This window comes from Paraburkholderia sp. BR14312 (assembly GCF_040948675.1).
In the GTDB taxonomy this organism is placed as follows: Bacteria; Pseudomonadota; Gammaproteobacteria; order Burkholderiales; family Burkholderiaceae; genus Paraburkholderia; species Paraburkholderia nodosa_A.
The window spans coordinates 93,176-119,100 of sequence record NZ_JBFPKI010000004.1 but is presented as its reverse complement, the minus strand read 5'-3'; the positions used below and the strand labels follow the sequence as shown (position 1 = coordinate 119,100).

General features: G+C 62.6%; 38 protein-coding genes. 36 read left to right on the top strand and 2 right to left on the bottom strand.

The genetic code is table 11. The annotated features are described in order from the left end of the window. Position 1: 1 nt before the first annotated feature. From AB3X98_RS12650 to AB3X98_RS12570, 17 genes are all read left to right on the top strand, one after another. Entirely contained in the window at positions 2–628 is a 627-nt protein-coding gene (locus AB3X98_RS12650; RefSeq protein ID WP_368605928.1) for a hypothetical protein, read from the top strand. Beyond that, complete coding sequence (locus AB3X98_RS12645; RefSeq protein WP_368605927.1) at positions 615–950, top strand: hypothetical protein; 336 nt, start codon at positions 615–617, stop codon at positions 948–950. The genes AB3X98_RS12650 and AB3X98_RS12645 overlap by 14 nt, the downstream gene beginning before the upstream one ends. After that, positions 940–1,248 (top strand): hypothetical protein, encoded by a 309-nt coding sequence (locus tag AB3X98_RS12640; protein ID WP_368605926.1) that lies wholly within the window; start codon positions 940–942, stop codon positions 1,246–1,248. The genes AB3X98_RS12645 and AB3X98_RS12640 overlap by 11 nt, the downstream gene beginning before the upstream one ends. A gap of 56 nt (positions 1,249–1,304) precedes the next feature. After that, a complete protein-coding gene (locus tag AB3X98_RS12635; RefSeq protein ID WP_368605925.1) occupies positions 1,305–1,889 on the top strand; it encodes a hypothetical protein in 585 nt (194 codons plus the stop codon). 27 nt (positions 1,890–1,916) lie between these two features. Beyond that, entirely contained in the window at positions 1,917–2,534 is a 618-nt protein-coding gene (locus AB3X98_RS12630) for a DUF3164 family protein (RefSeq protein WP_368605924.1), read from the top strand. A 17-nt stretch (positions 2,535–2,551) separates the two neighbouring features. Then, positions 2,552–2,857: a hypothetical protein gene (locus AB3X98_RS12625; RefSeq protein ID WP_368605923.1), complete on the top strand. Its 306-nt coding sequence runs from the start codon at positions 2,552–2,554 to the stop codon at positions 2,855–2,857. 1 nt (position 2,858) lies between these two features. Beyond that, entirely contained in the window at positions 2,859–3,134 is a 276-nt protein-coding gene (locus tag AB3X98_RS12620) for a hypothetical protein (RefSeq protein WP_368605922.1), read from the top strand. A gap of 146 nt (positions 3,135–3,280) precedes the next feature. Then, positions 3,281–3,625: a phage protein GemA/Gp16 family protein gene (locus AB3X98_RS12615; protein WP_368610254.1), complete on the top strand. Its 345-nt coding sequence runs from the start codon at positions 3,281–3,283 to the stop codon at positions 3,623–3,625. Then, positions 3,622–4,056, top strand: coding sequence for a Mor transcription activator family protein (locus tag AB3X98_RS12610; protein ID WP_368605920.1), 435 nt, complete (start codon positions 3,622–3,624; stop codon positions 4,054–4,056). The genes AB3X98_RS12615 and AB3X98_RS12610 overlap by 4 nt, the downstream gene beginning before the upstream one ends. 80 nt (positions 4,057–4,136) lie before the next feature. Then, on the top strand, positions 4,137–4,292 hold the full coding sequence (locus AB3X98_RS12605; RefSeq protein ID WP_368605919.1) for a hypothetical protein: 156 nt from the start codon (positions 4,137–4,139) through the stop codon (positions 4,290–4,292). Positions 4,293–4,445: 153 nt separating this feature from the next. Next, the gene (locus tag AB3X98_RS12600) at positions 4,446–4,967 is read left to right on the top strand and encodes a glycoside hydrolase family 104 protein (RefSeq protein ID WP_368605918.1); all 522 of its coding nucleotides are present in this window, start codon (positions 4,446–4,448) and stop codon (positions 4,965–4,967) included. 13 nt (positions 4,968–4,980) lie between these two features. Next, complete coding sequence (locus AB3X98_RS12595; RefSeq protein ID WP_368605917.1) at positions 4,981–5,199, top strand: hypothetical protein; 219 nt, start codon at positions 4,981–4,983, stop codon at positions 5,197–5,199. 60 nt (positions 5,200–5,259) lie between these two features. After that, positions 5,260–5,859, top strand: a complete 600-nt coding sequence (locus tag AB3X98_RS12590; protein ID WP_368605916.1) for a hypothetical protein — start codon at positions 5,260–5,262, stop codon at positions 5,857–5,859. 11 nt (positions 5,860–5,870) lie between these two features. Then, positions 5,871–6,110 (top strand): TraR/DksA C4-type zinc finger protein, encoded by a 240-nt coding sequence (locus tag AB3X98_RS12585; protein ID WP_368605915.1) that lies wholly within the window; start codon positions 5,871–5,873, stop codon positions 6,108–6,110. Next, on the top strand, positions 6,094–6,393 hold the full coding sequence (locus AB3X98_RS12580; protein ID WP_368605914.1) for a hypothetical protein: 300 nt from the start codon (positions 6,094–6,096) through the stop codon (positions 6,391–6,393). Before AB3X98_RS12585 ends, AB3X98_RS12580 begins: the two co-directional genes overlap by 17 nt. Continuing rightward, positions 6,390–6,860: a hypothetical protein gene (locus AB3X98_RS12575; protein ID WP_368605913.1), complete on the top strand. Its 471-nt coding sequence runs from the start codon at positions 6,390–6,392 to the stop codon at positions 6,858–6,860. Before AB3X98_RS12580 ends, AB3X98_RS12575 begins: the two co-directional genes overlap by 4 nt. A gap of 7 nt (positions 6,861–6,867) precedes the next feature. After that, complete coding sequence (locus AB3X98_RS12570; RefSeq protein WP_368605912.1) at positions 6,868–7,365, top strand: DUF1804 family protein; 498 nt, start codon at positions 6,868–6,870, stop codon at positions 7,363–7,365. Between the two features lie 119 nt (positions 7,366–7,484). Here AB3X98_RS12570 and AB3X98_RS12565 read toward each other — a convergent pair whose 3' ends face one another. Continuing rightward, positions 7,485–7,721 carry a hypothetical protein gene (locus tag AB3X98_RS12565; RefSeq protein WP_368605911.1) on the bottom strand — a complete coding sequence of 79 codons (237 nt, stop codon included), beginning with the start codon at positions 7,719–7,721 and terminating at the stop codon, positions 7,485–7,487. Between the two features lie 61 nt (positions 7,722–7,782). Here AB3X98_RS12565 and AB3X98_RS12560 point away from each other — a divergent pair, with 61 nt between their 5' ends. The 15 genes from AB3X98_RS12560 to AB3X98_RS12490 all read left to right on the top strand — a co-directional run bounded on the left by AB3X98_RS12560 (position 7,783) and on the right by AB3X98_RS12490 (position 20,345). Continuing rightward, positions 7,783–9,555, top strand: a complete 1,773-nt coding sequence (locus AB3X98_RS12560; RefSeq protein WP_368605910.1) for a hypothetical protein — start codon at positions 7,783–7,785, stop codon at positions 9,553–9,555. 13 nt (positions 9,556–9,568) lie between these two features. Further along, the gene (locus AB3X98_RS12555) at positions 9,569–11,185 is read left to right on the top strand and encodes a DUF935 domain-containing protein (RefSeq protein WP_368605909.1); all 1,617 of its coding nucleotides are present in this window, start codon (positions 9,569–9,571) and stop codon (positions 11,183–11,185) included. Continuing rightward, a complete protein-coding gene (locus AB3X98_RS12550) occupies positions 11,172–12,476 on the top strand; it encodes a phage minor head protein (protein ID WP_368605908.1) in 1,305 nt (434 codons plus the stop codon). Before AB3X98_RS12555 ends, AB3X98_RS12550 begins: the two co-directional genes overlap by 14 nt. Continuing rightward, a complete protein-coding gene (locus AB3X98_RS12545) occupies positions 12,469–13,050 on the top strand; it encodes a phage virion morphogenesis protein (protein ID WP_368605907.1) in 582 nt (193 codons plus the stop codon). Before AB3X98_RS12550 ends, AB3X98_RS12545 begins: the two co-directional genes overlap by 8 nt. Positions 13,051–13,077: 27 nt before the next feature. Then, positions 13,078–13,431 carry a hypothetical protein gene (locus AB3X98_RS12540; RefSeq protein ID WP_368605906.1) on the top strand — a complete coding sequence of 118 codons (354 nt, stop codon included), beginning with the start codon at positions 13,078–13,080 and terminating at the stop codon, positions 13,429–13,431. 313 nt (positions 13,432–13,744) lie between these two features. Beyond that, the gene (locus AB3X98_RS12535; protein ID WP_368605905.1) at positions 13,745–14,845 is read left to right on the top strand and encodes a phage protease; all 1,101 of its coding nucleotides are present in this window, start codon (positions 13,745–13,747) and stop codon (positions 14,843–14,845) included. Further along, the gene (locus tag AB3X98_RS12530) at positions 14,845–15,249 is read left to right on the top strand and encodes a hypothetical protein (RefSeq protein WP_368605904.1); all 405 of its coding nucleotides are present in this window, start codon (positions 14,845–14,847) and stop codon (positions 15,247–15,249) included. The genes AB3X98_RS12535 and AB3X98_RS12530 overlap by 1 nt, the downstream gene beginning before the upstream one ends. 13 nt (positions 15,250–15,262) lie before the next feature. Next, on the top strand, positions 15,263–16,180 hold the full coding sequence (locus tag AB3X98_RS12525) for a Mu-like prophage major head subunit gpT family protein (protein ID WP_368605903.1): 918 nt from the start codon (positions 15,263–15,265) through the stop codon (positions 16,178–16,180). 122 nt (positions 16,181–16,302) lie between these two features. Beyond that, entirely contained in the window at positions 16,303–16,740 is a 438-nt protein-coding gene (locus tag AB3X98_RS12520) for a hypothetical protein (protein ID WP_368605902.1), read from the top strand. A 3-nt stretch (positions 16,741–16,743) separates the two neighbouring features. Then, the gene (locus AB3X98_RS12515) at positions 16,744–17,169 is read left to right on the top strand and encodes a gp436 family protein (protein ID WP_368605901.1); all 426 of its coding nucleotides are present in this window, start codon (positions 16,744–16,746) and stop codon (positions 17,167–17,169) included. Further along, on the top strand, positions 17,169–17,903 hold the full coding sequence (locus AB3X98_RS12510; protein ID WP_368605900.1) for a DUF1834 family protein: 735 nt from the start codon (positions 17,169–17,171) through the stop codon (positions 17,901–17,903). Before AB3X98_RS12515 ends, AB3X98_RS12510 begins: the two co-directional genes overlap by 1 nt. After that, complete coding sequence (locus AB3X98_RS12505) at positions 17,893–18,138, top strand: hypothetical protein (protein WP_368605899.1); 246 nt, start codon at positions 17,893–17,895, stop codon at positions 18,136–18,138. The genes AB3X98_RS12510 and AB3X98_RS12505 overlap by 11 nt, the downstream gene beginning before the upstream one ends. Positions 18,139–18,153: 15 nt before the next feature. Next, positions 18,154–19,584, top strand: coding sequence for a phage tail sheath subtilisin-like domain-containing protein (locus tag AB3X98_RS12500; RefSeq protein ID WP_368605898.1), 1,431 nt, complete (start codon positions 18,154–18,156; stop codon positions 19,582–19,584). Between the two features lie 12 nt (positions 19,585–19,596). Then, the gene (locus AB3X98_RS12495) at positions 19,597–19,971 is read left to right on the top strand and encodes a phage tail protein (RefSeq protein ID WP_368605897.1); all 375 of its coding nucleotides are present in this window, start codon (positions 19,597–19,599) and stop codon (positions 19,969–19,971) included. Then, a complete protein-coding gene (locus AB3X98_RS12490) occupies positions 19,968–20,345 on the top strand; it encodes a hypothetical protein (RefSeq protein WP_368605896.1) in 378 nt (125 codons plus the stop codon). Before AB3X98_RS12495 ends, AB3X98_RS12490 begins: the two co-directional genes overlap by 4 nt. Before the next feature lie 202 nt (positions 20,346–20,547). Here AB3X98_RS12490 and AB3X98_RS12485 read toward each other — a convergent pair whose 3' ends face one another. Beyond that, on the bottom strand, positions 20,548–21,273 hold the full coding sequence (locus AB3X98_RS12485) for a hypothetical protein (protein WP_368605959.1): 726 nt from the start codon (positions 21,271–21,273) through the stop codon (positions 20,548–20,550). Between AB3X98_RS12485 and AB3X98_RS12480 the strand changes: the two genes are divergently transcribed. From AB3X98_RS12480 to AB3X98_RS12465, 4 genes are read left to right on the top strand one after another with little or no spacing between them, the layout of a single operon-like run. Then, positions 21,190–22,818, top strand: a complete 1,629-nt coding sequence (locus AB3X98_RS12480) for a phage tail tape measure protein (protein ID WP_368605958.1) — start codon at positions 21,190–21,192, stop codon at positions 22,816–22,818. The genes AB3X98_RS12485 and AB3X98_RS12480 overlap by 84 nt on opposite strands. A 1-nt stretch (position 22,819) precedes the next feature. Continuing rightward, a complete protein-coding gene (locus tag AB3X98_RS12475; protein WP_368605895.1) occupies positions 22,820–24,154 on the top strand; it encodes a DNA circularization protein in 1,335 nt (444 codons plus the stop codon). Beyond that, positions 24,138–25,277 (top strand): phage baseplate assembly protein, encoded by a 1,140-nt coding sequence (locus AB3X98_RS12470; protein ID WP_368605894.1) that lies wholly within the window; start codon positions 24,138–24,140, stop codon positions 25,275–25,277. The genes AB3X98_RS12475 and AB3X98_RS12470 overlap by 17 nt, the downstream gene beginning before the upstream one ends. Continuing rightward, the gene (locus tag AB3X98_RS12465; protein ID WP_368605893.1) at positions 25,261–25,923 is read left to right on the top strand and encodes a phage baseplate assembly protein V; all 663 of its coding nucleotides are present in this window, start codon (positions 25,261–25,263) and stop codon (positions 25,921–25,923) included. The genes AB3X98_RS12470 and AB3X98_RS12465 overlap by 17 nt, the downstream gene beginning before the upstream one ends. Positions 25,924–25,925 lie beyond the last annotated feature (2 nt).

Genomic DNA, 25,925 nt, shown 5'->3' with positions numbered 1-25,925 from the left:
GATGGCACGCAAACCTGCTCACCTCGAACTCGCAGGCGGCAAGGGTCCGCGCCAGCGTGTCTGGGAGGCGATTCGCCGCAGTCCGGGCGACTTCACTCCCTGCACCGTATCGCGATCGTCCCGTATTGAGTTGCCGACCGTGCGCTCGTATCTGCAAGCGCTCCAGCACGGCGGTTTCATCGTGCCAATCAGCGAGCAAAAGGCGCCTGGCGACGAAAAGCACTACCGGCTCGCGCGCGATGCCGGCGTCGAGGCCCCGCGCCTTGACCGCCAGGGCAGGCCCGTCGTGCAGTCACGCGGTAACGAGAACATGTGGCGCACGATGCGGATCATGGGCGAGTTCTCGCCGACCGAACTGGCGGTGCGTGCCTCAACGGCAGAAACGGAGGTCGCCGAGGCAACCGCGAAAGCCTATGTCAAATACCTTGCGAATGCTGGCTACCTGAATCTGGTCGACCCCGGCCACCCCTTCATCAAGGGCAAGGGCGCAAAGCAGGCCCGCTACCGCCTCGCTGCCGGGAAGTACACGGGACCACGGCCACCGATGATCCAGCGTACCAAATCCGTATATGACCCAAACCTCGGAAAAATCATGTGGCAGGAGGAACCCGACCATGACGCCTGCTAAGGACTGGCTTGACCTGCTACGCGAGGCTGTCTCGGTCAGCTCGCAGGCCCACACCGCGCGCAGGCTTGGCGTGTCCCGCACAACCGTCTCGCTGGTGCTCGCGCACAAGTATCCGGGTAAGACCGACCGCGTTGCCGCACGTGTGCTGCGTGAGTTTGGCCAGGTGAAGTGCACGCATACCGGACAGTCGATCGAGCTGACGGTATGCGTGTCCTACTCCAACCGACGCGCACCCTTGAACAACCCGCTCGAACTCAGTCACTGGCGCACGTGCCGCACGTGCCCCCTTCGCCCCGTTAAAGGAGACAAGCATGCTCAATAGGACTAACCCGATCCAACCGGCAAAGCCGCCGATCAACGATCAGATGCAGATTGGTGCGATGCGAATCGCGCTGACGATCGAGGAGTTGACCGCGCAGGGCTACGTCGTCATCGGTATCGAATACTCGTCGCATTCCCGCCCGACGATTCAGGTGCAGAACTCAGCGCTCTGCCACGAGCTGGTCGAGCGTGGAGAAGCAACGTACTACCGGACCGGTGCGGGAGAGAACGGCCGCTATCGCATCGGACAGTTCAAATCCGGCGACGTGCGGGTGCTCTGGATGGAAAGGGGTAACTAACAACGAAGCCGATTTCGATGCAACCTCAATTTCAATTTACAGATAAGGATTCCTACATGAATATCGAAAAAAAAATGACCCTCAAGAACCCGGATGCATTCGACAGCGTACCGGAACTGCGTCGCGAGTTGCATCAAGCAAACGAGACCCTGCTCAAGTACGCATGCGCATTGAACGAGCGCGACGAGCTTGGTAGTGCACTGAGTGGACTTATCCACCGCCTGCTCTGTCAGCACCTTCGCGACGACTACCGGGGTGTTGCGTCGCTCCTCGACGCGCACCTCAACGCCAGGCCGAAGCTACGAGAGGCAATCGAAGAAGCGAATGAGGCCGGCGAAATCGATCAGGTGCAGCGCTGGAGAGCATCGCAGGAGTCGAGGCCCATGCCTCCCTATAACGCCAGCAACGTCGAGCCGTGGGCTTTGTCGTCAGTGAACGAACTGCGCAAGGCCCTGGACGTAGCGAACCGGACAGGCATGAGCCTGGTGGCTGCGCTCGATAACGCAGAGGCCGCATTGACCAGCATAGCCCGCGACATGGCGGCGATCGTCGCCGCCCACCTTCGAAACGACAAGGATGGTGTGAGCCAAACCGCAAGTGAATTCGCTGGCAGGCACGCGATCGCCACCCGTCGCCATTGAACCCACCCAAACAGAAAAGAGCACGAAATGACTCAACACACTATTCAAGCAGGCTATGTCAAGGATGCGCGCGGCCGACTCGTTCCCGAATCGATGGTGAAGCCGATCGACCAGTTGCGCGACCAGACCATCCAGTCGCTGATTGATGAAGCCAAACAGCTGCAGGCGAAGCTCGTCGAGTTCAAGCATCGTGCATTTACCGATATCGCTGCGTTCGTTGACACGAGCAACGAGCAATACGGTGTCAAGGTCGGCGGCACGAAGGGCAACATTTCCCTCATCACGTTCGACGGCCGTTACAAGGTCGTTCGCCAGATCGCCGAGCACATCCAGTTCGACGAGCGACTGCAGGCGGCGAAGGAATTGATCGACGAGTGCATCCGCGAGTGGACCGAGGGCAGCAACGACAAGATCAAGGCCCTCATCAACGAGGCGTTCCAGGTCGACAAGGAAGGCAACGTGAACACCGGCCGCATTCTGGGCCTGCGTCGCCTTGCAATCGACGATCCGAAGTGGACTACGGCGATGCGCGCGATCGTCGACAGCATCCGTGTGACGGGCAGCAAGCCGTATGTGCGCCTCTATGAGCGCGACGAAGCGACGGAGGAATATCGCTCAATCAGTCTCGACCTCGCAGCCATCTAGAAAAACGGAGCGCGCACATGAACATCGCCCCGCTGTCTCAGCGCGTGCAGGCGAAGGTTGGCATCACCGGCCAGGTCCGTATGGCCTTGGGGTGCTGCCGGGAACTCACGGCGGCGCTGCATGAAGTCTTCGTCAACGGGCGTGGCGCTCCTGCGGACGTTGCGCACGCGATTGCAGGCGTCGAAATCATGTGCGCGCAGCTCCGCGACATCGTCGGTCACGCGAAGGTAGACCTCGAAACGGCCGAGCGCCTGCACACGCTGCAGGGCTGGATCGCCGATCTGGAAGAAAACGATGCAGCACAATCAGTAAAGAGGACTTGAAATGACAACACGAACCCCCGCACGGACCCGGACACGGATGCACAGTCGTGACATCGCCTGCATCCGGATCGGCTTCGAAGAGTACCTGCTCGATGCGGACAAGGCCATGCAGGTTCTTAAGCTCTTTCGTGAGGCGATCCGCTGCCAGAAGGACTTTAACGGGCGTCGCTTTCGATATGTCACCGGGAACCGACCGGAGCTGGAGATGACGCTCGTCGACCCGGATCACGTCGTGATGCCGAACGACGTCCCTGCCCTCGAATCGAGGATGCGTTGAGCCATGACTGACCTGTTCATCATTGTGGCGGGCGTCCTGTTTCTCGTCATCCTGTGCCGCAAGGAACTGCGGTGCGCATTCAGGGGACGGTGATGATTGCTAAATCGACCCTCGCGAAAATACACATCGCCAGACAGCAGCTCGGCATGGACGAAGGCAGCTACCGGGCGATGCTTCGCTCGGTCGGCGCCGTCGATTCGTCGAAGGATCTGGACCCGGCTGGCGCGGCGAAGGTGCTGCAGCACCTGGAGCGCTGTGGCTTCAAACCAAAAGGCGGCAGCCGCCGCCCACGCGTCGCGCTACCGCGCGCCGCGCAACTGCGCAAGATCGAGGCGATGCTCGCCGACGCAGGCCGGCCGTGGGAATACCTGGCCGGCATGGTCAAACGCATCTGCAAGGTCGATGCGATCGAGTTTTGTGACAGTGACATGCTGGGCAAGCTGATCGCGGCCCTGCAGCTCGATGCGAACAGACGGGGGAAACGGTCATGAAGCTGGAGAACGTTGCGCACCTGCTTCCCGACGCCATCAAGGTCGTGATCCGGCTCATCGGACTGCCTGCCTCGGTCAAGCTTGTCGAGCAGCTCGGTGGCACGACGTTCCCCGTGTCGCTTCGTCGCTCGCGCCTGGGCGAGATCCGCTACGAGGCCCTGTCGGAGGTAGTCGGCACCGACGCTGCAGATGCGCTCACGAAACACTTCGGAGGCGATACGCTATACATCCCCATGTGCAAGGTTGCGCTGCGCGAGCTGTTGCACCGCGAGATCCGTTCGGACTTCGACTCGATCACGCGCGAGCACAGTGCGCTTCACACTGTGGCCGAGCTGGCAAAGAAGTACCGCATCTCCGACCGGCAGATCTGGCGGATTCTCAAGAAGCACGACAATGAGGCGCTACCTTGCGAACAGGGCGCGCTGTTCTAAGCGTTAAAAACTCGGATACCCGTTAAAGTCCGGGTTGCGCTAGGATCAGGCTCATTACAACAACAAGGGAGGAATACTTTATGACTTTTGCCCTGATCGTTATGCTTCTTTTCTTCCCGATGGCCGTCAAGCGGATGATCGCAAGCGGCTACTCGCGCGAGGGCGCCGTCATCACGTGGCTGCTCTGTATCATCGTTGCATCGGGCCTCGGCTACGTCCTATTCGGGATAGTCTAGCCCTGCCAGCATCACCAGCAGCATCCCAAAATGCCCCGCCCTGTGCGGGGCGTTCTACTTGTACGGTACGTACTGACGCGTGGCAGCTGATACGCGCGGGCATAAACATAAAAAATGGTGGCATCCATCCAATGCATCCGATGAGGTGTCACAGTGCCACGAATCACGGCAGACCAGGCCGGCGGCCAGAACGTACTCGCGTTTCTGGACATGATCGCCGCGAGCGAGATCGACGCTTACACGCTCGCACATAGCGATGCCGGCTATAACGTTCTCGTTGGCTCACACGGGCCGGAAACAATCAACGGGCAGGCGATCGCACCGGACGTTCGCCTGTTCGGCAATTACAGCACCCATCCGGACATCCTGAACCCCGCACTCAATTCGACGGCGGCCGGTCGCTATCAGGAGCTGTACCACAACTATGTCGCCTACAAGGCGCTCCTCAATCTGCCTGACTTCAGCCCTGTGTCGCAAGATCTCATCGCCATCCAGCAGCTCCGCGAGCGGCGTGCGATCCCACTGATCCAGCAAGGGCAGATCACGACCGCCATCTACACGTGTTCGAACCTCTGGGCATCTCTGCCGGGCAACAGCTACGGCCAGCGTCAGAACACCATCGCGATGCTGATCGCTGCCTACAAGGCAGGCGGCGGCTCCGTGGCCGTCGCCTGAGGCGCAGACGGCAATGGCACTGCGCGATCTCATCTCCGGCCACGACGGCAAGCTCTCGCACTCGAAGCTCTGGCCCAACGTCGCGTCGGCCATCTCCACGGGCATGTTCATTTACCAGGGCATCACCGGCCGCTTGACGTTCGACGTCTGGCTGGTCTATCTCGGATGCGTCGGTGGCTATTCGGCTGTCATTCAGGCCATCGGCGCGTGGCGACCCCATCAGGATGGCTAATCCATGAATCCCATATCAGGTTACCTCAAGGCGCTCGCAGGCATCGCACTCGCAGTGATCGTGGCGATGGTACTGGCGAAGACCTACGACTTCGGTTTTCGAAACGCGCAGGCGATCGGCGACAGGAATCTCGCCGATTTCAAGCAGCAGCAGAACAGCGCGGCTGCATCGTCGGTGCGGGCCGCGTTCGCCGACTACGCGTCCGGTGTCGCTCGCGGTCAGGCTGCTGAGACGAAGTTCTTTATTGACCAGCAGGCCGATGACACACACGCGGCCGCACTGAAGGAGCATATCGATGAAGTCGCTCAACCGTACATTGCCGCATCACCCGTCGCTCACACCGCGCAGTCCGATTCATCTGGCATTCCTGTGTATCGCTGTGTGTTCTCTCGTGGTTTTGTGCGGTTGTGGAACGCAGCCGCAGGTGTCTCCGACGTTTCTGGCGACGCCCTGCAGGCAGGTTCCCATCCCGGCGTCCCTGCTCTCGGCACCGGAGCCGACGAAGCCGCTGATAGCGGGGTATCACAGCGAGACATCATCGACTGGCTCGTCGACTACGCCAACGTCAAGCGGACCGACGAAGCCAAACTGAGCGCGATCCGCAAGCTGCAGCCGCCGGCATCCACGCCCACTGCGACACCAGCATCGTCGGTCCAGTAGTGAGGCGATGCATGGATGACCTTGATCACGCGAGCGATATCGAAGAGCAGTTTCGTGCGCTAGCGATTGCGGCAATAGCGCGACCAGTTGCCGATGCTCCAGTTGATGGCCCGACGCATTGCGTGAACGAGTCCTGCGGCGTCGAGATACCGGAGGCGCGTCGCAAAGCGGCACCCGGATGCCGGTTCTGCATCGAGTGCCAAACGCGGCGCGAAACAAGATTACGGATGGGCTATGCAATTCACGCTTGATGGAACCACGATCGTTCTCGCGGTCGTCGGAGCGTTGTGGGCCGTGACGTGTGCTGCCTGCGGCATCTGGGTGGCCCGCGTGCAAAGCGACGCGAAGGAAGACCGCAAGGCAATCGCGCAGCTAGCAAAGGATCTCGCCGACTTCCGCGAGGCCGTGGCGAAAGGATACGCAAGCCGCGACGAAGTGAAGGACGAACGCGAAGAGACGCGCAAGCTGTTTGAGCAGATCGACGCAAAGATCAACGTATTGCAAGCCTACCTGATGAAGGCACACAAACCATGAGCGACACGAACACCACTGGCCAGATCGCACCCGAGCAACTGGCCGCCATCCTGAGTGCTGCCGCAAAGGCAGTACTCGCACAGCAGCAGGCGTCGTCGACCACGGCGACGGATGCTACGCCGGCGACCGCAGTAGTGGCACCGGCCGATCCCGCAGGCACGTCGACCGCTGCCGCAGCGGGCGCTGATGCTGCGCTTGCGCCCACTGCGCAGGCGCTTCCCGTCCCGCCCGCACCGACTATGCTTCAAGTGTCCGGGCAAGCGGGCGACGCGCAGGCCACTGATCCGGAACAGCTCGCGCTGCTCAAGAAGATCGACACGAACCTGACGGATCTGTCCACGCGCATCGTCACAATCGAAAAGACGGCGGTCCGCAATGGCGCGATCGCGGGCGGCGTGGCGGGTGGTGTATCGGGCGGTATTGTTGCGGCCGGCCTTGCATTCGCACGCGCGCACCTCGGCCTCTGATATTCACATGGCCTATCCGAAGGAAACGCGCGACAAGGTGAGGCGATCGTATGTATTCGATCGCCTCTCGCTGGAGATCGCCAGCTCGAAGCACGGCGTCGCGTACTCCACTGCGCGTCGCTGGAAGGAAGACGCGCTCGCGATGGGCGATGACTGGGATAAGGCGCAGGCCGCGCAGTTGATGGCAGGTGGTGGCATCGAGAGCGCCGCACGCCAGATGCTCGCCGGCCTGATCACCCAATACCAGGCAACCATTGCGGAGCTGGAGAAGGCCGAGATGAAGCCGGCTGACAAGGTGTCAATGCTGGCCAGTCTCGCCGATGCATACAACAAGACGATCAACGCATCAAAGCGCGTGCCGCCCGAGACGAACGAACTCGCGGTAGCGATGGGCGTGGTGCAACGCCTTGCTGCGTTCATCAAGGAGCGCTATCCCGAGCACATCGCCGCGTTTGCCGGGGTGCTCGGCCCGTTTGGTGATGAGCTGGCGACTGCTTATGGTTAAGGAAAATTCCGTGAAGAAACTGTATGCGCGATTTGTGCTGTGTCTGATTCGCCCAGCTATTGAGGCGGAGCGCCGTGAACGCGTTCCGCCCGTCGTTCCCATGAGACCGCCATTACCGCCTAGTGACTGGCTTCGTCCGGCGGAGCCAGCAGATAGGCCCTGATTGCTTCGAGGCCATTCCAGTACGCCTCACTTATGGGGTCCGGGAGTGCCAGGTCGCCGGTTTGCTGCAGGTGTGCGCCGAAATGCGTGAGTACGCTTTCCTTTTGAGGATGGTGGTCAATCAGTGCGCGAATGGCGCACGCGAGCGCCGTGACATGTCCCAACAGATAGTCCTGGCGTTCCTGATCATTCATGCAAATTTCTCCAGAGGTGGCACCAGGCGAAGTGCTGGTGTCTGTCAAGGGTAACAAAACGATGACGGCCACTAAATTTACGGAAAAGCAGTTTCGCGACGAACTCGCGGAACTGGCCGCGCAACTGCGCCGCGACATCGAGGCGCACGCGAGCGGCCTCGATCCGTCTCTCGAGGCTCGACTCGAACGCCGTCGACGCGTACTGCGGGACGGCGACTATCAGTTTTTCGCCTACACGTATTTCCCGCATCATATTCGTGGCAAACCGTCGCTGTTCCAGGCTCACTTCTGCAACCGCTTTCCGAAGCTGCTGCGCCAACCGGGCGGCACCCGCGAATGGTGGGTGGCACCTCGCGGCGAGGCCAAGTCGTCGATGTCGACGAAGATCGGGCCGGTTTACATCGTCGTGCAGGGGTTGCTCCAGCGCGAAGACATTCGCCGCGAAGTCGGATGGCAAGGCGAGGCACCGTCGTTCCTCGACTACCTGATCCTGCTCGGTGCGGAAACGTCGCTTCCGACCAAGCTGCTTGAGGTAGTTAAAACCGAGCTGACCGCCAATGCCGCGCTTGCGCTCGACTTCCCCGAGGTGTGCGGCAAGGGGCCGATGTGGAAGGTCGGTGAGTTCATCTCAAAGACCGGTGTCAAGGTCGAGCCGTTCGGTGCAGAGCAGGCGATTCGCGGCACGTTCCACGGCGCGAGCCGACCGAAGGTGCTGTTCGGAGATGACCTGATCACCGACGCTGAAGCGAAGAGCCCGACCGAGCGACAGAATCGCTGGACATGGCTAGAGAAGGCCATCGACTATCTGGGGCCGCCAGACGGCACGGTCAAATATGTGGGCGTCGGCACCGTACTGGACAAGGACGATCCGATCTCACGTGCCAAGCGCAGCATCGGGCACGTCGTCCACCACTTCCGCGCTATCGAGACGATGCCCGCGCGCATGGATCTGTGGGAGCAGTGCCAGGAGCTGATGCTCAACGTGGACAAGGATGCGATCGGCGCAGCATCCGGGCGCGGCGAGGTCGTACCGGACGACGAGCTGCCGTCGTTTCTCTTCTATGTCGCGCACCGCGACGAGATGGACGAAGGCGCTGTGACCTCCTGGCCGTCCGTGCGCTCTCTGTTCTGGCTGATGCGGCAGAGGGCGAAGTCGCCGCGAGCATTCGCAACCGAGATGCAGGGCGATCCGCGCACCGAGGAGGACAAGGTATTCGGGTACATCACCTACTGGGCGCAACGCTCGCAATACTGGCGCATATTCGGCGCATGTGATCCGTCGATGGGTAGAGGCGAAACGTCCGACCCGTCGGCTCTGCTCGTCGGCGGATGGGACACCGTCGCAAAGAAGCTGCACGTCATGCATGCGGCGATCAAGCGGCGCGTACCGTCGAAGCTCGAAGCGGACCTCATTGCCATGCAGCGCGAGTTCCGGTGTCTCGCGATTGGCTTTGAGAACAACAACGCCTATGAGCACTCGCGGCAAACCTTCATCAAGGCCGGCCTCGATGCCAGCATAGCGCTACCGCTCGTCGGCATTACGGCAACCGTGCCGCAGGAAGTGCGCATCGATTCGCTGGAGCCGTTCATCACTGACCGGCTCTCACCGGGCATCCTGATGCATCCAGGTCTCGTGCAGCTCGTCGGCGAACTGGACAGTTGGCCGGAGCCACAAAGCGGCCACCACTACGACGGCCTGTGCGCACTGCACCTGCTATGGGCGATCGCGGTTTCGCGCGGCGGCATGAAATTCGAATACACGCCAGTGTCAAAACTCACGCAAAACGGCGATGCCCGCACGGGCGGACAGCGTTTTGGCAATGGCGCCTGGTAAGCAAGGGAACGACATGGGACAAATCGTCGACGTCAATGGCAATCCGATCGAGAGCCGCGCGCTGTCGGAGCAGCAGACTGCGCAGCTCGCGTGGCTTCAATACAGTTACGAGGAACACCCCGCGCGCGGCCTGAACCCCAGGCGTCTCGCGCATATTCTCGAAGATGCTGAGCGCGGGCACCTGATCGCGCAGTCCGATCTCTTCACGGACATGGAGGAGAAAGACCCGCATATCTTCGCGGAGATGAGCAAGCGCAAGCGCGTCCTGATCACGCTCGATTGGGACGTCATTCCACCGCGCAACTCCAACGCGGCCGAGAAGAAGCTCGCCGAGCAGGTACGTGAATGGCTCGCCGACATGCCAGGCTTCGACGAGATCCTGCTCGATTGTCTGGACGGGATTGGTCACGGCTTTGCGGCGCTTGAGATCAGTTGGCAACGACTCGGCAAACTCTGGTTACCCAAAACGCTTGAACATCGGCCGCAGCGCTGGTTCATGAACCCCTGGCAGAACCGCAACGAGATCCGGCTGCGCGGCATCGACGTGGACGGCACTCCATTGTGGCCGTTTGGCTGGCTTGTGCACCGGCACAAGGCGAAGTCGGGCTACATCGCGCGCAGCGGCCTGCACCGCGTGCTGTCATGGCCGTATCTGTTCAAGAACCTCGGCGTCAAGGACCTGGCTGAGTTCCTGCACATCTATGGTTTGCCGCTGCGCCTGGGCAAGTATCCGAACGGTTCGACCGAGGAAGAGAAGCGCACGCTGCTGCAGGCCGTTGCAAGCATTGGCCACAACGCGGCTGGCATCATTCCCGAAGAGATGAAGATCGAGTTCCAGGAGGCAGCGAAGGGAACCGACGCGGTGCACATGACGCTGATCAATTACATGGAGCGCTGCCAGTCCAAGGCGATTCTCGGCGGTACGCTGACCAGCCAGGCAGACGGCAAGTCATCGACCCATGCCCTCGGCAATGTTCACAACGAGGTGCGGCACGACCTTATGGTGTCGGACGCGCGGCAGCTTGCAGCGACGTTCACGTTTCAGCTCATCTGGCCGATGCTGGCGCTGAACATTCCCGGTGTCGATCCGCGTCGCATTCCACAACTCAGGTTCGAAACGCGAGAGCCTGAAGACCTGAAGATGTTTTCCGAAGCACTGCCTAGACTTGTCGGCATGGGTATGCCGATTACGGTCGACTGGGCGAGAGAGAAGCTGTCGATTCCGGCCGCCAAGGACGGCGACCCGTTGCTGTCCATCCCGAATCCGGTGATGGCATTGCCGCCGGAGTTCCGGCCACCCGCCGAGCATGCGCCGGCTGCGCCTGCCGCACCGGTCGCGGGTACGCGCATGGCGTACAAGGCCGTGCTCACGAACAACCGCGGCGAAGTGGTCTATCCGGATCAACACGCGCTCGACGAAACCTTGTTGCCGGCCGATGTCATCACGGCCGGTCTCGACAAGCTGCTCGCGCCGGTGATCGCGGCGATCCGTGCCGGCGAAACGCCTGATGATGCGATCGAGGCGCTGCTCGCCGCGCAGCCGGACATGAAAGAGGAACAGGTCGCCGAACTGCTCGCACGCGCGCTGTTTGTCGCCGACATATGGGGACGTGTGAATGGCGGCGGCTGATACTGGCGTCGACCTGGGCTATGCGATCGGGCTGGAACCGGCCGAGGCGGTACGCTACTTCGAATCGAAGGGCTACCAGCTCGGCTTCCGGTGGCAGGACGTCGCGGCCGAAGCACATGCGCGTGCGTTTACGGTTGCCGGCGTGATGAAGCTCGACGTGCTGCAGGATGTCCGAGCGGCACTGACCGACGCACTCAGCAAGGGAAAGACCTTCGAGCAGTTCAAGGATCAGCTGATCCCCGCCCTCCAGAAGAAAGGCTGGTACGGACGCGGTGACGTCGTCGACGGTGACACGGGCGAGATTCAGGGGAGGCGGCTCACGCCGCGCCGGCTCGATACGATCTTCCGCACCAACATGCAGTCGTCGTATATGGCCGGTCGTTTCGCGACGCAAATGGCACAGGTCGACACACGGCCATGGTGGGAATACGTTGCCGTCCTCGACAACCGCACGCGGCCTTCGCATGCTGCGCTGCACGGGTCCGTGTACCGCTACGACGATCCGTTCTGGGCCGTCTTCTATCCGCCGTGCGGATACCGGTGTCGCTGTCGCGTGCGCAGCCGGCCGTTCGGCTATATCGATCACGACAACGCGCCGACGAGCGCTGGCCGCCTCGAAGAGGTCGAGCAACCGGTCGGCCGTGATGGGCGCACGCAGCCGGTAGTCGCATACAAGAGCCCGATCACTGGCAAGCGGGTGCTGCCCGATCCGGGCTTCGGCTTCAATCCGGGTCTTGCGTGGCAGCGTCCATTCACCCCGCCGCCGATCGACACATTGCCCAGGACCGTTCCGCGCGGTGTGCACGTGCCCTTGCCGACACCCACCCAGATCGCACGCGCATCGATGCGGGCGGCGCTCCCCGAATCGTCCTATGCCGACGCATTCCTGCGCACCTTCGGCGCAAGCACGGATCACCCCGTTGTGTTCAGTGATGTGACAGGCGAGCCGGTGCCGATCAACAAATGGCTGTTTCGCGACAATGCCGGTCAGACGGTGGTCGGCTCAGTCGGCCCGGACGCCCAGCTCGTCGCCGGGGCGATCCACGAACCGGACGAGATCTGGCTGTCGTGGGCGCAGCAGGACGGACAGTGGGCGCTTCGCCGCCGCTATCTGAAGACATTTGAGACCGATGCCGGCGAATGGGGTGTGGCGGTCACCGACTTCGGCAAGGATGGATGGGCGAGCAGCTCGTCGACGTTTGCGGCCGACACGGGTTCGGACGATAGCCGGCTCGCCTATCTGAACACGCTGCGCGGACAGTTTCTCCGCTACAGGAAACGCAATGATTGAGATCGAGATCGACGACAGCCGATTTGGCGCGACGTTAAACCGGCTGGTTCGGGCGATGGCTGACGCGACGCCTGTCATGAACGAGATATCCGGCATCATGGCCGATGCCGTCGAAGAGAACTTCACGCAGCAAGGCCGGCCGAAGTGGCTCGGTCTCGCGCCGTCGACGCTGGCCGAGCGCGTCGGCCGCGACCTGAAGCCTGGGCGCGGCAAGTTCAAGTCAGGTGCGTGGAGTATCCAGCTCGGCCAGCGTGTCGCTCGGTCGCTGAAGATCCTGCAGCGCTCGGGACGGCTCGCCTCAAGCATCGTTCAGGCATTCGACGCGACGAGCGCCCAGGTCGGCACCAACCTGGTCTATGCGGCGATCCAGAATTTCGGTGGCCAGACGAGGCCGCACACGATCGCGCCGAAGAACGCGAAGGCGCTGCATTTTGGCGGCATCTTTGCGAAGAAGGTCAATCACCCAGGATCGAAAATCCCGGCCCGACCGTTTCTGACGATCTCTGACAGTGATGGCGTGCAGATCGAATCTGTGGTGGCAAACTATCTGCGCCGGGTGGGCCGGCTAACCTGACTAACTAACGAAACGAAGAACAAAATCATGGAATTTCTCGATTCAGCAAAGGCGTTTTTTTATTACGGCATCTGGACGCTCGTCCTGTTTGCCGTTACTTGCAGCGTCCTGCGGATCGTCGCAGACCTTAAGGACCTTCCGGGCTGGGTCGTTCCGGCCGCACTGGTGGGAGTGCTCGCACTCTGGCTACTGATTCCGCATGGTTGGAACCTGTTGAGCTACTGGTTCAGCGGCAACTGGGACTATGGGAATGACCTCCGTGAGCGCTCGATCAGTCCCGACGACGCATGGTTTATCGTGAAGGTGGAGTTCTGGGCTGCACTGCTCGGCACAGCAGTCGGCTACTTCGGACTGGACGCGCTGCGTCGCAAGCAGTATTAGCGCGCTGCGGGCGGCGGCACAGGCGGCAGCCAATGCCGTCGCCCGCGCTGCCAATTGGCGGCTTCGTTTAAGACCGCGCGTGAGCCGTTCGTAGGGCGCGATGACTACGTCGGTACCGCCCGGGCCGCACCAAGCCCGCCAGCGCGTTTAGAATCCCCGTTAGTGACGATCCATTCCGGACGGCACACCCGCGCATCCGCGCAAATCCCTCTCCCCATCCCGCGCCCCTGTCACTTTCGCTGTCCGCAACTGACAGACTCCCCCTGACATCGGTCCACTGACGTTCGATGCCGCCCCTCGGGAAAATGGCGGCATGGCTAATCACCGCACATCCCCGACCAGCACCGCACTCGCGGCGCTGACCGTCGAAATCACCGACCGCACCGGCCGCGCTATCCAGTTGCTGCCGGCGGGCCACTTCTCGGCGCGCGATGGTCGTCCGGCGTCGATCGCCGCATGTAAGGAATGGGTGTGCGGCCCCCAGGAGGCAGCAGCGCTTGTCGCGCTCGCGGCACAGCAGACCAATCCGATGGTGATCGACTACGAGCACCAGACGCTCAACAGCCAGACCAACGGCCAGCCTGCACCGGCGGCCGGATGGTTCAGGAACCTCGAATGGCGCGACGGTCAGGGCCTTTTTGCCACTGACGTCGAATGGACGCCCGCCGCCGCCAAGGCGATTGCTGATCGCGAATACCGCTACATCTCGCCCGTCTTCGAGTTCGATCCGCAGACCGGCGCTGCGCTGCGTATGCGCATGGCAGCGCTCACGAATGATCCGGGCCTTGACGGCATGCAGGCCGTCGCGCTGTCCGCCCTTGCTTCCCGACTTTCCCTCAACAAACAGGAGCCGCAGATGAAAGAGCTGCTGCAGGCGGTGCTCAAGGCCCTCGGGCTCAATGAGCAGACGCCTGAACCCCAGGCTATCGCCGCGCTGAATACGCTTCTGGCCAAAGCCCAGAGCGATGCCGCACAGGTGACGGCCCTAACTGCCGAGAAGACGAACAACGAAGCGCAGATCGCCGCGCTCACGGCGTCGGCCGGCAACCCCGATCCGTCGAAGTTCGTACCTGTGTCGGTCGTGACCGGCATGCAGACGCAGCTCGCGGCGCTGACCACGCAGATCGCCGGCCGCGAAGTCGACGAGATCGTGACGGCCGCGCTGGCGAACGGCCAGTTGCTTCCGGCGCTGGAAGGTTGGGCGCGCGAACTCGGCAACAGCGATGTCGCCGCACTGAAGACGTTCGTGTCGACCGCGCCGAAGATCGCCGCGCTCACTGGCACGCAGACCAATGGCCGCGCGCCGGAAACCGGCGCAGCCGGATCGGCTGCAGCCGACGCCTCCACGCTCGCCGTTTGCCGCCAGATGGGCGTTGACCCGGTGGCCGTCGCGAAAACGAAGGAGGCCGCGTAATGCCCGCCGCTACCGCAGACCGCAATACCGAGATGCGCGAAGGCCGGATCGTGTCCGTGCTGGTTGCTGGCGGCACGTTGATCCGCGCCGGTGTACTCGTTGCCGTGAACGCGAATGGTCTGGCTGTCGAAGGCGAGACCGAAGCGGACCTGACCTATATCGGCCGCTCCGAGGCGTACGTCGACAACACGGCCGGTGCCGATGGCGCTGTTTCGGTGCCCGTGCGCCGGGGGGTTGCCTTCCGTTGGGCGAACGCGGCCGATGACGCGGTGACGCAGGCGAGCCTCGGCAAGCCCTGTTTCATCGAAGACAACCAGACCGTCGCCAAAACCAACGGCAACGGCACCCGCTCGCAGGCTGGCACCGTACTCGGTGTCGATGCCGACGGCGTGTGGGTCCTTTAAGGAGAGCAGCTCAATGCTGGTCAATGGAGAAACCATCCAGGCCGTCTTCTGGACGCTGAAGACGAGCTTTAACAACGCGTTCGACGCCGCGCCTTCGACGTGGGAAAAGATCGGGATGAAGATCCCGTCGTCGAGCCGCGAAAACATCTATGCATGGCTCGAACGCTTCCCCCGCATGCGTCGCTGGGTCGGCGAGAAGGATGTCCAGTCGATGATCGCACGCGGCTATACGGTCGTGAATGACGACTTCGAAGCGACGGTCGAGGTCGACCGCAACGACATCGAGGACGACAACCTCGGCATCTACGCCCCGCAGGCGCAGAGCGCAGGCTACTCGGCGAAGCAACTGCCCGACGAGATCATCTACGAGCTGGTGAACGACGCCTTCGAGAAGCCTTGCTATGACGGTCAGAGCTTCTTCAGCAACGCACACGTCGTGCGTGGTGCAGCCATCTCGAACCTGAGTCATCTGCCGCTCACGATTGCCGGTCAGGCCGCCGCGATCAAAACCTACGGCGCCGTGCGCACGTCGATGCGCAAGATCACCGACGAGGAAGGTCGCCCGCTCGGCATCACACCGAATGTGCTGCTCGTGCCGCCGGCACTCGAAGACGTCGCCAACGCACTGCAGACCAACGATCGTCTGAACGACGGCATGCCGAACCCGTACAAGGGTACGGCCACCGTCGTGTGCGATGCGCGCCTGACGTCCGATACCGCCTGGTTCCTGCTCGACACGACCAAGCCCGTGCGCCCGTTCATCTATCAGGAACGCAAGGCCCCCGTGTTCGTGCAGCAGACCGATCCCGAAGCCGAAGACGTGTTCATGCGCAAGAAATTCAAGTTCGGCGCGGAAGCGCGTGCGGCCGGCGGTTACGGCTTCTGGCAGCTCGCCTACGGCTCGGACGGCACCGCAGGCGTGCCGCAGTAATACCCCCCGCGAAAGCACCACCGCGCGATGGCCGCAAGCGCGGAGGAAGAACGACCCGCGACCCCTGGCCCGGTGCATTCCGTAGGGTCGCGGTGCAATCCGAACACTGACAGGAGAAGGTTATGCCGAATACGGCAGGTATCAAGGTGCTGCGTGTGTCCGCGAAAGCGAACGGCTATCGCCGCGAAGGGTTGCGCTTTGACATTGGCGCGGCCGACGTGCCGGTGTCGATTCTGACCAGCGGCCAGATCCATCGCCTCAAGCGCGATCCGCTGCTCGACTGCAAGGAAGTGACCGTGTTCGACCAGCCGACCGTGTCCGATGCGGAACTTGCGCAACTGCGCGAAAAGGCGGCGATCGCCGACGCGCTTCGCGGCATGCTGCCGACGGATTTCCCGGTCGACGCGTGCCCGACGCAGTACGTCAAGCTCCTGGAGGATCAGGTGCTCGAACTGACCGACCGGAATGCTGCGCTCACTCAACAGGCCGGGCAGGCGCAGGCGGAAAAAGCGCCCAGCGCGCATCAATCGGCCGAAGCCAGGCGCGCAGGGCGTCGTTAAGCAATGGCCTACGCAACCAGCGATGACATGGTGCGCCGCTTCGGCGAGACCGAGATGATCGAGATCACCGATCGCGACCTGACCGGTGTTGTCGATGCGGCCGTGGCCGGCAATGCACTCGACGATGCGAGCGCCGAGATCGACACCTATCTCGCCGGTCGCTACACGTTGCCGTTCGCGGGCACGCCCCGCTTCATCGCGGGCCTGTGTTGTGACATCGCGCGCTATCGCCTCTGCATTGGCGAAACCCGCATGACGGAAGAGATCAACAGCCGTTACAAGGCGGCCATCCGCTTTCTGGAGCTGGCTGCCGCCGGCAAGGTGACGCTCGGCGAGCTGCCGAGCGGTGCACCCGTGCAGCCCGGCGCGACCATTGCCTTCAGGCCAGGATCGCACATCTGGGGCGATAACGACCGGGGGGCATTCTGATGGCGACGACCGTGCCGGTGCCAATGATCACCGCTGTCGAGCTGGCAATTGTCGATCGCCTGAAGCGTGGCCTCGGCAAGATGGTGACGTCGGTGGACACCTATGGGGGCGAATTCGACGACGAGAACCTCGCCGACGTGATCCGCCGCTTTCCGGCTGCATGGACCACGTTCGGGGGTGCGGGCAAGCCAAAGCCCGTCGACACGAGTCGCGAGAAGTGGCACACGCCAGCAACGTTCGTCGTAATGGTCGGCACCCGCAGCGTGCGCAGCGAAGCTGCATCCCGCCAGGGTGGGCCATCCGCGCGCGAGATCGGCACCAATCTGCTGATCTACGGCGTGCGCCGGCTGCTTATCCAGCAGGATCTGGCGCTACCGATCAAGGAGTTTGCGCCGGGCACGATTCGCACGCTTTTTAACACACGGCTGCAGCGCGAAGCGTTTTCGGTGTTCGCCCTGGAGTTTCACACCGAATGGGTCGAGAAGGCTCTGCCGGCCCGCTCGTTTCCGCAGCCGGTCGACCAGGCCGACATCGATCCGAACGATCCGACATCGGGCCTCGACACCGTATTCGCCGCCTATGGTGGCCAGCTCGATCCGGCCTCGCCGGTCTGGGATTCGATGACGCTCAATTACTACCTTGATCCCACGAAGGTGACGCGTGCGCCGGACAAGCCGGACGCGCAAGACATCATGGGGATGCAATCTGCAACAGGAGCAGGCAATGAAAGTTAAAGCCGCAGCCGGGGTGCGCGTACCGATGGATGGCGCTCCCCGCAAGTACATCACCGACGAGAAAGAGGTCACGGTCGACGACACGCCGTACTACCTGCTGCGCGTGCGTGACGGTGATCTCATCCGGACCGACCTTCCGTCGACGGGGGGCACTGCCACTGTCTCGGGCACGTCGACCACCCCACGCACCCCGAACGCGCTTCCCGCTCCGGCCGCTGGCGTCGTGACGGAATAACCGGAGGCTCTACAGATGGCAAGCCCTAACGTCACATTCAACAGCATCCCGTCGAGCATTCGCAAGCCGGGCAAGTATTTCGAGTACAACACGACCGGCGCAGTCAACGCGTTGCCGGGCAACCTCCAGCGCGTGCTGATCATCGGCCAGCGCCTGGCCACGGGCACCGTTGCAGCTCTTGTCGCCGCCGGCATTACGTCCGATGAACAGGCGGCTGTCGCCTTTGGTCGCGGCTCGATCGCACATCTGATGACGCGATCGGCGCTGAAGGCGAATCCGTACCTGCAACTGACCGTCATCACGGTGGACGATGCCGCAGCCGGCGTGGCCGCAACCGGTTCCGTGCTGATCGCAGGTCCGGCAACCAGCACGGGTAACGCCACGATCAGGATCGGCAACAATTCGGCGGTCGTCGCGGTGGCCAACGGCGACACGGCCGGCGCGATCGCCGCGAACCTCATCACGCAGATCGGCCAGCAACCGGACCTGCCGGTGACAGCCGCGATTGATCCCGCCAACCCCGTGAACGTCCTGCTCACGGCAAGGCACAAAGGGCTGACCGGCAACGGCATCGTCCTGTCATTCGTGAGCCAGACGAACGGTGTAACGGGTACGGTGACGGCCATGTCCGGCGGCCTGTCCGATCCGGACATCCAGCCGGCGCTGACGGCGGTGTTTGCGGCTGGCCACGACATTATCGTCGCGCCGTTCTCGACCCAGGCGTCGCTCACGACACTGCGCACGCACCTTGATGCCGTGTCCGGACCGCTCGAACAGCGCGGCACGATCGCTGCGGCCGGCTGGCCGGGCACGCTGGCCACGGCGACGACGCTCGCAGGCCAGCTCAACGCGGGCCGGATCTCGCTTGGCTGGTACAACGGATCGATGTCGCCCGCCTACCAGCTCGCGGCGGCCTACGCGGCGATGATCGCGTCCGAGGAAGATCCCGCGCGGCCGCTGAACACACTGGCCCTTACAGGGCTGGACGTGACCGACATCACGCTGCGGGCTGGCCGACAGGATCAGGAGGCGGCATTGCACAACGGTGTGACGCCCTTCGAGGTCGGACCCGGCGACGTGGTGCAGATCGTGCGTGCGATCACGACCTATACGGTCGACGCCCAGGACATCGAAGATCCGGCGCTCCTGGACCTGACGACGATCCGCACGCTCGACTACATGCGCAAGGCATGGCGTCAGCGCATTGCGCTGCGTTTCCCGCGCGACAAGCTGTCGGACAAGACGCCGCCGAAGGTGCGTTCCGAGTTGCTCGATGTGGCCTACAAGGCCGAAGAGCTGGAGATCATCGAAAACGTCGACCAGTGGAAGGCCAACCTGATCGTCGAGCGCGACTCGCAGAGTGCTGGCCAGCTCAACGCGAAAATTCCCTGCGACGTGGTGTCCGGTCTGCACGTGTTCGCCGGTGTGATCGACCTGATTATCTAACGGAGGCCACAAATGGCATTGGAAGAATACGTCGGCGCGATTGTGCTAACGGTCGACGGCCAGGACGTCGAGGTGATCGACTTTAACGTCCAGAGTAAAACCGGCCGCAAGCTGGTCAAGACAATGAATCGCACCGGGCGCGCGAAGGGATTTTCTCGCGGCATTGCGGAATACGATCTGAGCGTGACCGTCGTGATTCCCGAATCGGGCGATCTGGACTGGGAGGCGATCGAGGGCGCGAAGCTCACGACCGAGCCGCTCTCGGCGGGCGGTCCCCGCGTGAGCTATCTCGATTGCTTCACCACCGAGGCGAGCGAGAAGTACAGCGTCGATAACGAGGCGAGACGCGACCTGAAAATGACTGCACTTCGAAAGGTGACGGAATGACGATCACGCAATCCGGAACGCTGAAGTACGGCATCGAATACGAAGACGAGATCCACTTCGACTTCGAAATGCGCCTGCCCACGGTGGCCGACAACATCGCCGCGATTGAAGCGGTCGGTGCACTCTCGAACCTGAGTGTGAACACCGCGATGTACGCGCGCTGTCTCACGAAGCTCGGCACGATTCCGGTGAAGGACATCACGTATGAGTTCATCGCTGGCAACATGGTCGATGACGATTACGACGTGCTGCACAACGTGGTCGACATGCTTAAAAAAAAGCGTCAGGCATTGAACACGCGCTCGCCGACTACCGCCTTGCCGTCGTCTTCCTCGGACAGTACGGATTCAGCGAATCCCGGGTCGGCAAGCTGACCACCGTCGAACTGGAAGCCTATCTGATGGCCATCGGCCGCCTGCATGACAAACGGGCCGAGGCACTGAAAGGTGCCTCGCACTCATCCTCCGAGACTCGCCGCGTCGTTTCATCGCGACGCAGGAAGCGCAAATAGCCATGTCGCAAAACCTTCTCGTATCGATGCTGGTGCGCCTGCGCGACGAGCTCTCGCGCCCGGCCTCACGGATGCTCCAGGACGTCACGCGCGACGCACGCATGGCGACAGGTGCCGTGTCGGCCGTCGCAGACGCGAGTGCACGCGGCGCGCAGAAGCGCGAAACGGAAATCGGCCAGGCCGAGCGCGCAGTGCAGCGCGAGATTGGGCGCACCGGCGTGGCCTTCGAGCAGCAGGCGCAGACCGCCAGAGCCACTGCCGACGCCACGGCGCGCGCAACCGATGCGAGCCTCTCGAAGCGGCTGCGCGACTACCAGCGGTTTAACCGTGCATGGGAAGCGCTTGGCATCCGGTCCGAAGCCGAGATCCAGCGCGAAATCACGCGCACCGAAGCTGCCTACGCGCGACTTGCCCAGTCCGGGATGATGTCCGCCGAGGAACAGTCGCGAGCCTTCGCGCAGGTGCAGTCGCGCGTCGCTGAACTGAATGCGGAGATGGGTCGTCTTTCCGCGCGTGAACGTAGTGTGCGCTTTCTGCAGGCCGGCGCGGGTGGCATCGTGCGTGCGGGTGAGGCTGTGCTCGGTGGGATGGCAGCCGCGCGAGCCATCGCTGCGCCAGCTGAACGCACGATGGACTTCGACAAACGCATCGCGCTGATGGCGAACACCGCGTTCAACGAAGAGGATGTGCCGGCGCGTATACGTGGCATGCAGCAGCTTCGGGACGTCGTGAGACAGTCGATCCTCGCAGGCGGTGGCACACCCGACGAGATTGCCGCTGCCATGACGCAATTGCTAGGCCAGAACGCCATCACGCACGAACAGGCGTTCAAGCTGATGCCCGTGCTGCAGCGCTATGCCACGGCGGAAGGCGCGGACACAACCGAACTCGGCGACATCGCCATGCGCGGCATCCAGACATTCGGGCTGAAGGAAGATCAGATCCCGGCTGCGCTCGATGCAGCAATCATGGGCGGTCACATGGGCGGTTTCCACTTGCGGCAGATGGCGAAGTGGCTACCGCAGCAGATGGCCGCAGCCAAGAACTCCGGCATGGGCGGCATGGAGGGTCTGTCCGAACTGATTGCATTAAACGAAGTATCCATGACAACAGCGGGTACGCCCGACGAGGCCGGGAACAACGCACTCGACCTGCTCAACAAGCTCAACAGCAACGATACGGCGCATGCCGTGAAGCGTGAACTCGGCAAGACGCTCGGGGTCCAGCTCGCCAACGCACGCGCCCACGGCAAGAGCGCCCTGGTTGCATTCGGGGACATCCTCGAACAGGTCATGGCAAAGGACAAGAACTACCAGATCATCAAGAAGAAGCTCGCCTCGGCGAAAGACGACGGCGAGCGTCAGGCGCTGTACGCGAGCATGGAGCAGATCATCGAGGGTTCAGCCATCAGCAAGGTGGTGCGCAACCGGCAGGAAATGCTCGCACTGATGGGCTACCTCGGCAACAAGGAGAAATTCAACGCCATCAAAACCGGGGCGATGAACGCAAGGGGCATCGGGGACAAGGACGCCGAGGTCATGCAGAGCACGGACGCGTTCAAGACCGAGCGTGCGAAATCGCTCGGCGAAATGGGCGAGATGGATGCGATGCGTGGTCTGGACAAGGCAATCGGCAACGCATCGGACATCATCACGCAGTACGGTGGCAAGTATCCGGGTCTGATGTCCGCGATCATGGGGACCAAGGTCGCATTCGAGGGCCTCACGAGTGTGCTAATGGCCGTGGGAATGATGCGCTTCATCACCGGACACGGTGGCGGTGCTGCTGCCCGTGAAGCAGCGCATGCCGGCGCATCGGTTGCCGCGCGTGCGGCCCGAGGCTCGGGGGGCGTCCTGTCACGGGTGCTCGGCCTCGCTGCCGCAGCCGGCGAGCATGGTGGTGTGCTCGCCCGCGTGCTCAAGCCCGCCGGCTCGTCGGCCCTCTCCCTGCTCGCGGGCGGTGTCGAGGCGTTTGGCATCAGTCGCGATACGAGCTTCAGCGACGCCCAGAAAAAAAGCGAATATGCCCGAGTTGCCGGCGGCACTGCGGGCGGCATCGGCGGCTGGGCCGCCGGTGCTGCGGCAGGCGCAGCGATGGGTTCTGTTGTGCCCGGAATCGGAACGGCGGTCGGCGGTGTCGTTGGTGGCCTGGTCGGTGGCTTTGGAGGCGACCTGCTCGGCGAGAAGCTCGGCAAGCTGATCGGCGATGCCCTGTTCAAGGCTGAAGCAAACAAACAGCAGCAGCCGATCAACATCACCACGAAAGTCCAGATGGACGGCCATGTCGTCGCCGAGGCCGTCAACCAGATCAACGCACAGGCCGCATTGAGGCATTGACATGAGCTGGAGAGACCTGCTGCAGGATGCATCGTTTCGCGGTGTCACATTTGACTGTGTGCGCACCCGCGACACCGCGAAGCGTGGCCTTGCAAAACACGAATACCCGTACCTCGACGGTGCCGACGTCGAGGATCTCGGCCGTGGCCCGCGTGACACGCACGTCACTGCCGTGTTTTGGGGGGACGACTACGAGGAACGTCTCAAGGCGTTTATCGATGCGCTCGACGAGTCGGGTTCAGGTGAGCTGATCCATCCCGTTTTCGGCAGCATTCCGAAGGCGCAGGTCGAGGACTATTCGATCGAGCACGCCGCAGAGAACCCGGACCACTGTATCGTCGAAATCGCCTTCATCGAGGCATCGCCAGGCAACCCATTCTTCGTGCAGCAGTTGCCCGAGCAGAAGGCAGAAGCAGTCAGCGCGCTGACCGACACGGTACGGTCGGCCGCGAGTTCAGCATTGGCATCGGTGCTTGATGCGTTAAAGCTGGTGCAAAGTAACATGCCCCGGTTAAACCTGTTCCGCGATCTCATGACGGGAACGCTCGGCGCACTCGGCACGCTCGTGCCCGACGTCGTGGCCACGACGCTCGACCTGGTCGATTACCCGCAGGCATTCGCATCTGACGTCCTGAGCTTTCTCGCCGGGCTATCCGACCTGCATTCGTTCGGCGTGGGTACGATCGTGTCGGACTGGAAGAGCTTCAGCGACCAGATGACGAACGCAGTCGCGCTGCCGGCCGGCATCAGCAGCGGCGACGCAACTGTGGCGAGCAGCTCGGGCATCGTTCAGGCCGGCATCATCGCGCTCACCAGTTCGGCCGCCCAGTTTGTGGAATCGGGCGTGGCGACCGATAGCAGCTCGGCACTGCTCGGCGTGAACGCGAATGCCGACGACGTCGCGGTCGCGCAGGCATTCATGCAGCTCGCCGCAGCCGCCCAGCTCGCCGACACCGCTTCGTCGATCCTCGCGGACGAAGCGGCCGACGCGACGCTGTCGCCATCCGAGATCGAGGTGATCGTCGACAACACGCGCACGGCCATCCAGGCCGCGATCGAGGCACATCGCCAGCTCTATGCGCTGGACACGTATCGGCCGATCACAGAAAGCCTGAAAGACATCGCACTGGCAGTGCAGACCGCTGCGATCACGGTGATCGACGAACGGCCACCGCTTGTCAGCCGCACGGTGACCGTGTTCGGCAATCTGCACCTCACCGCCTTCCGCTGGTATGCCGACTACACGCGTGCGGCTGAGCTTGCGCGCCTGAATCCGCAGATCACCAATCCCAATTTCCTGATTCCCGGCGAGGTGCTCAATGCCTACAGTAAATAGCGCCGTCACCGATCCCGACCAGGACAAGGTGAGTCTGCTGATCGGCGGCCACGTCCATCGCGACTGGACCACTTACCAGATCGACTCACACCTGGTCACGCCTGGCGACGCGTGGCGCGTCGAGCTGTCGCCGCCTGACGGTACTGCAACGCAGGGCACGCTGCCCGATTCGGTGTTCGAAGGCGCTTCCGTCGAGGTACGCCTTGGCAAGGACACGATACTCGTCGGCCGCATTGACGAGATCGACGAGGACACGGCGAAGGATCGCAATACGCTGGTGCTGACCGGCCGCGATGGCGCCGGCATCCTGCTCGATTGCTGTGCGCCGGTGTTCGTGGCAAAGCAGGCGACGCTCGCGCAGGTCATCGCCAACGTGGTGAAACCGTTGGGCATTTCCAAAATCCGCATCAGCGCGGCAAGCACCTACACCAGCGAGAAGGTCAACGTCGAGCCGGGCGACCGCGCCTGGCACGTGCTGGCGAACGCTGCGGAAGCGAACGGACTGTGGCCGTGGTTCGATCCGGACGGCACGCTGGTGGTGGGTGGGCCGGACTATACAACGCCGCCGGTGGCCACGCTGATCATGCGCCGAAACGGTCGCGGTAACAACGTTCTGTCACTGCGCCGGCAGCGTTCGATGGCCGGCCGTTACTCCGAGGTGACGGTGCTGGGACAGATGCACGGCACGGCGCAGGAGTCTGGCAAGAACGGTATCAAGGGTGTCGCGAAAGACCCGGCCGTGAGCGTCTATCGCCCTCACGTGGTGATCGACCACGAATGCGCAAGCGTGGCCATGGCGATCTCGCGTGCGCGAAAGCTTCTGATGGATTCGCGCCTGCAGGGCTTCACGCTGACCGCGATCGTCAAGGGACACCGCACGTCGGACGGCGTGCCGTGGAAGCCCGGGCAGCGCATCCACGTGATCTCGGAGCCTCACGGTATCGATGCTGTGTTCTTCCTGATCGGGCGACGCTTCAGGAAGGCCCGCACGGGCGGCTCGACCACGACGCTCACGTTGAAGGAAGACGGTGTGTGGACGCTTGATGCGCATCCGCACCAGCGCAGACACCGACGCGGCAAAAACAAGGGACCGGAGGACATCATCGATGTGGGACAAGGTTGACGGGCGTATCAGGATTGCCATGTCCAAGATCCGCCTCGCATTCCGCGCGGTGCTCTCGATCGTGGGCAGCGATGCCGGCGTGCAACTCGTACAGGGCCAGGGTGTCGCAGGAGAAACGCTGCAGGACAATGAGCTGTTCCAGCACTACGGCTTCACGTCGAATCCACCGGCCGGCACGATGGCGGTCGTGATTCCGGTTGGCGGGAAAACGGCGCACGGCATCATTGTGGCCACCGAGCACGCTGCCTACCGGAAGAAAAGTCTCGCAACTGGCGAAGTGGCCATCTACACCAGCGAAGGTGATTTCATTGTGCTGCGCCAGGGGCGTGTCATCGACATCAGCACACAGACGTTAAACATCAATGCCGATAACGCTGTCAACATCAAGACAGGCAAGCTGACAATCGACGCGTCGGACTCGGTCAATGCGAACACGCCGGCCGTCAACGCAAGCCAACAGGTCAACGTGACAGGTGCGCTTGCGGCCAATGGCGGCATGACAGCGAAGGCTGGCGCCGACGGCGGCGCAGCCGTGACGATTGCTGGCGAGGCACACGTCACCGAAGACGTGGTTGCAGGCGGCAAAAGCCTTCTGCATCACGATCACGAAGACAGCATGGGCGGAACCACCACCCCGCCGCTCTGAGT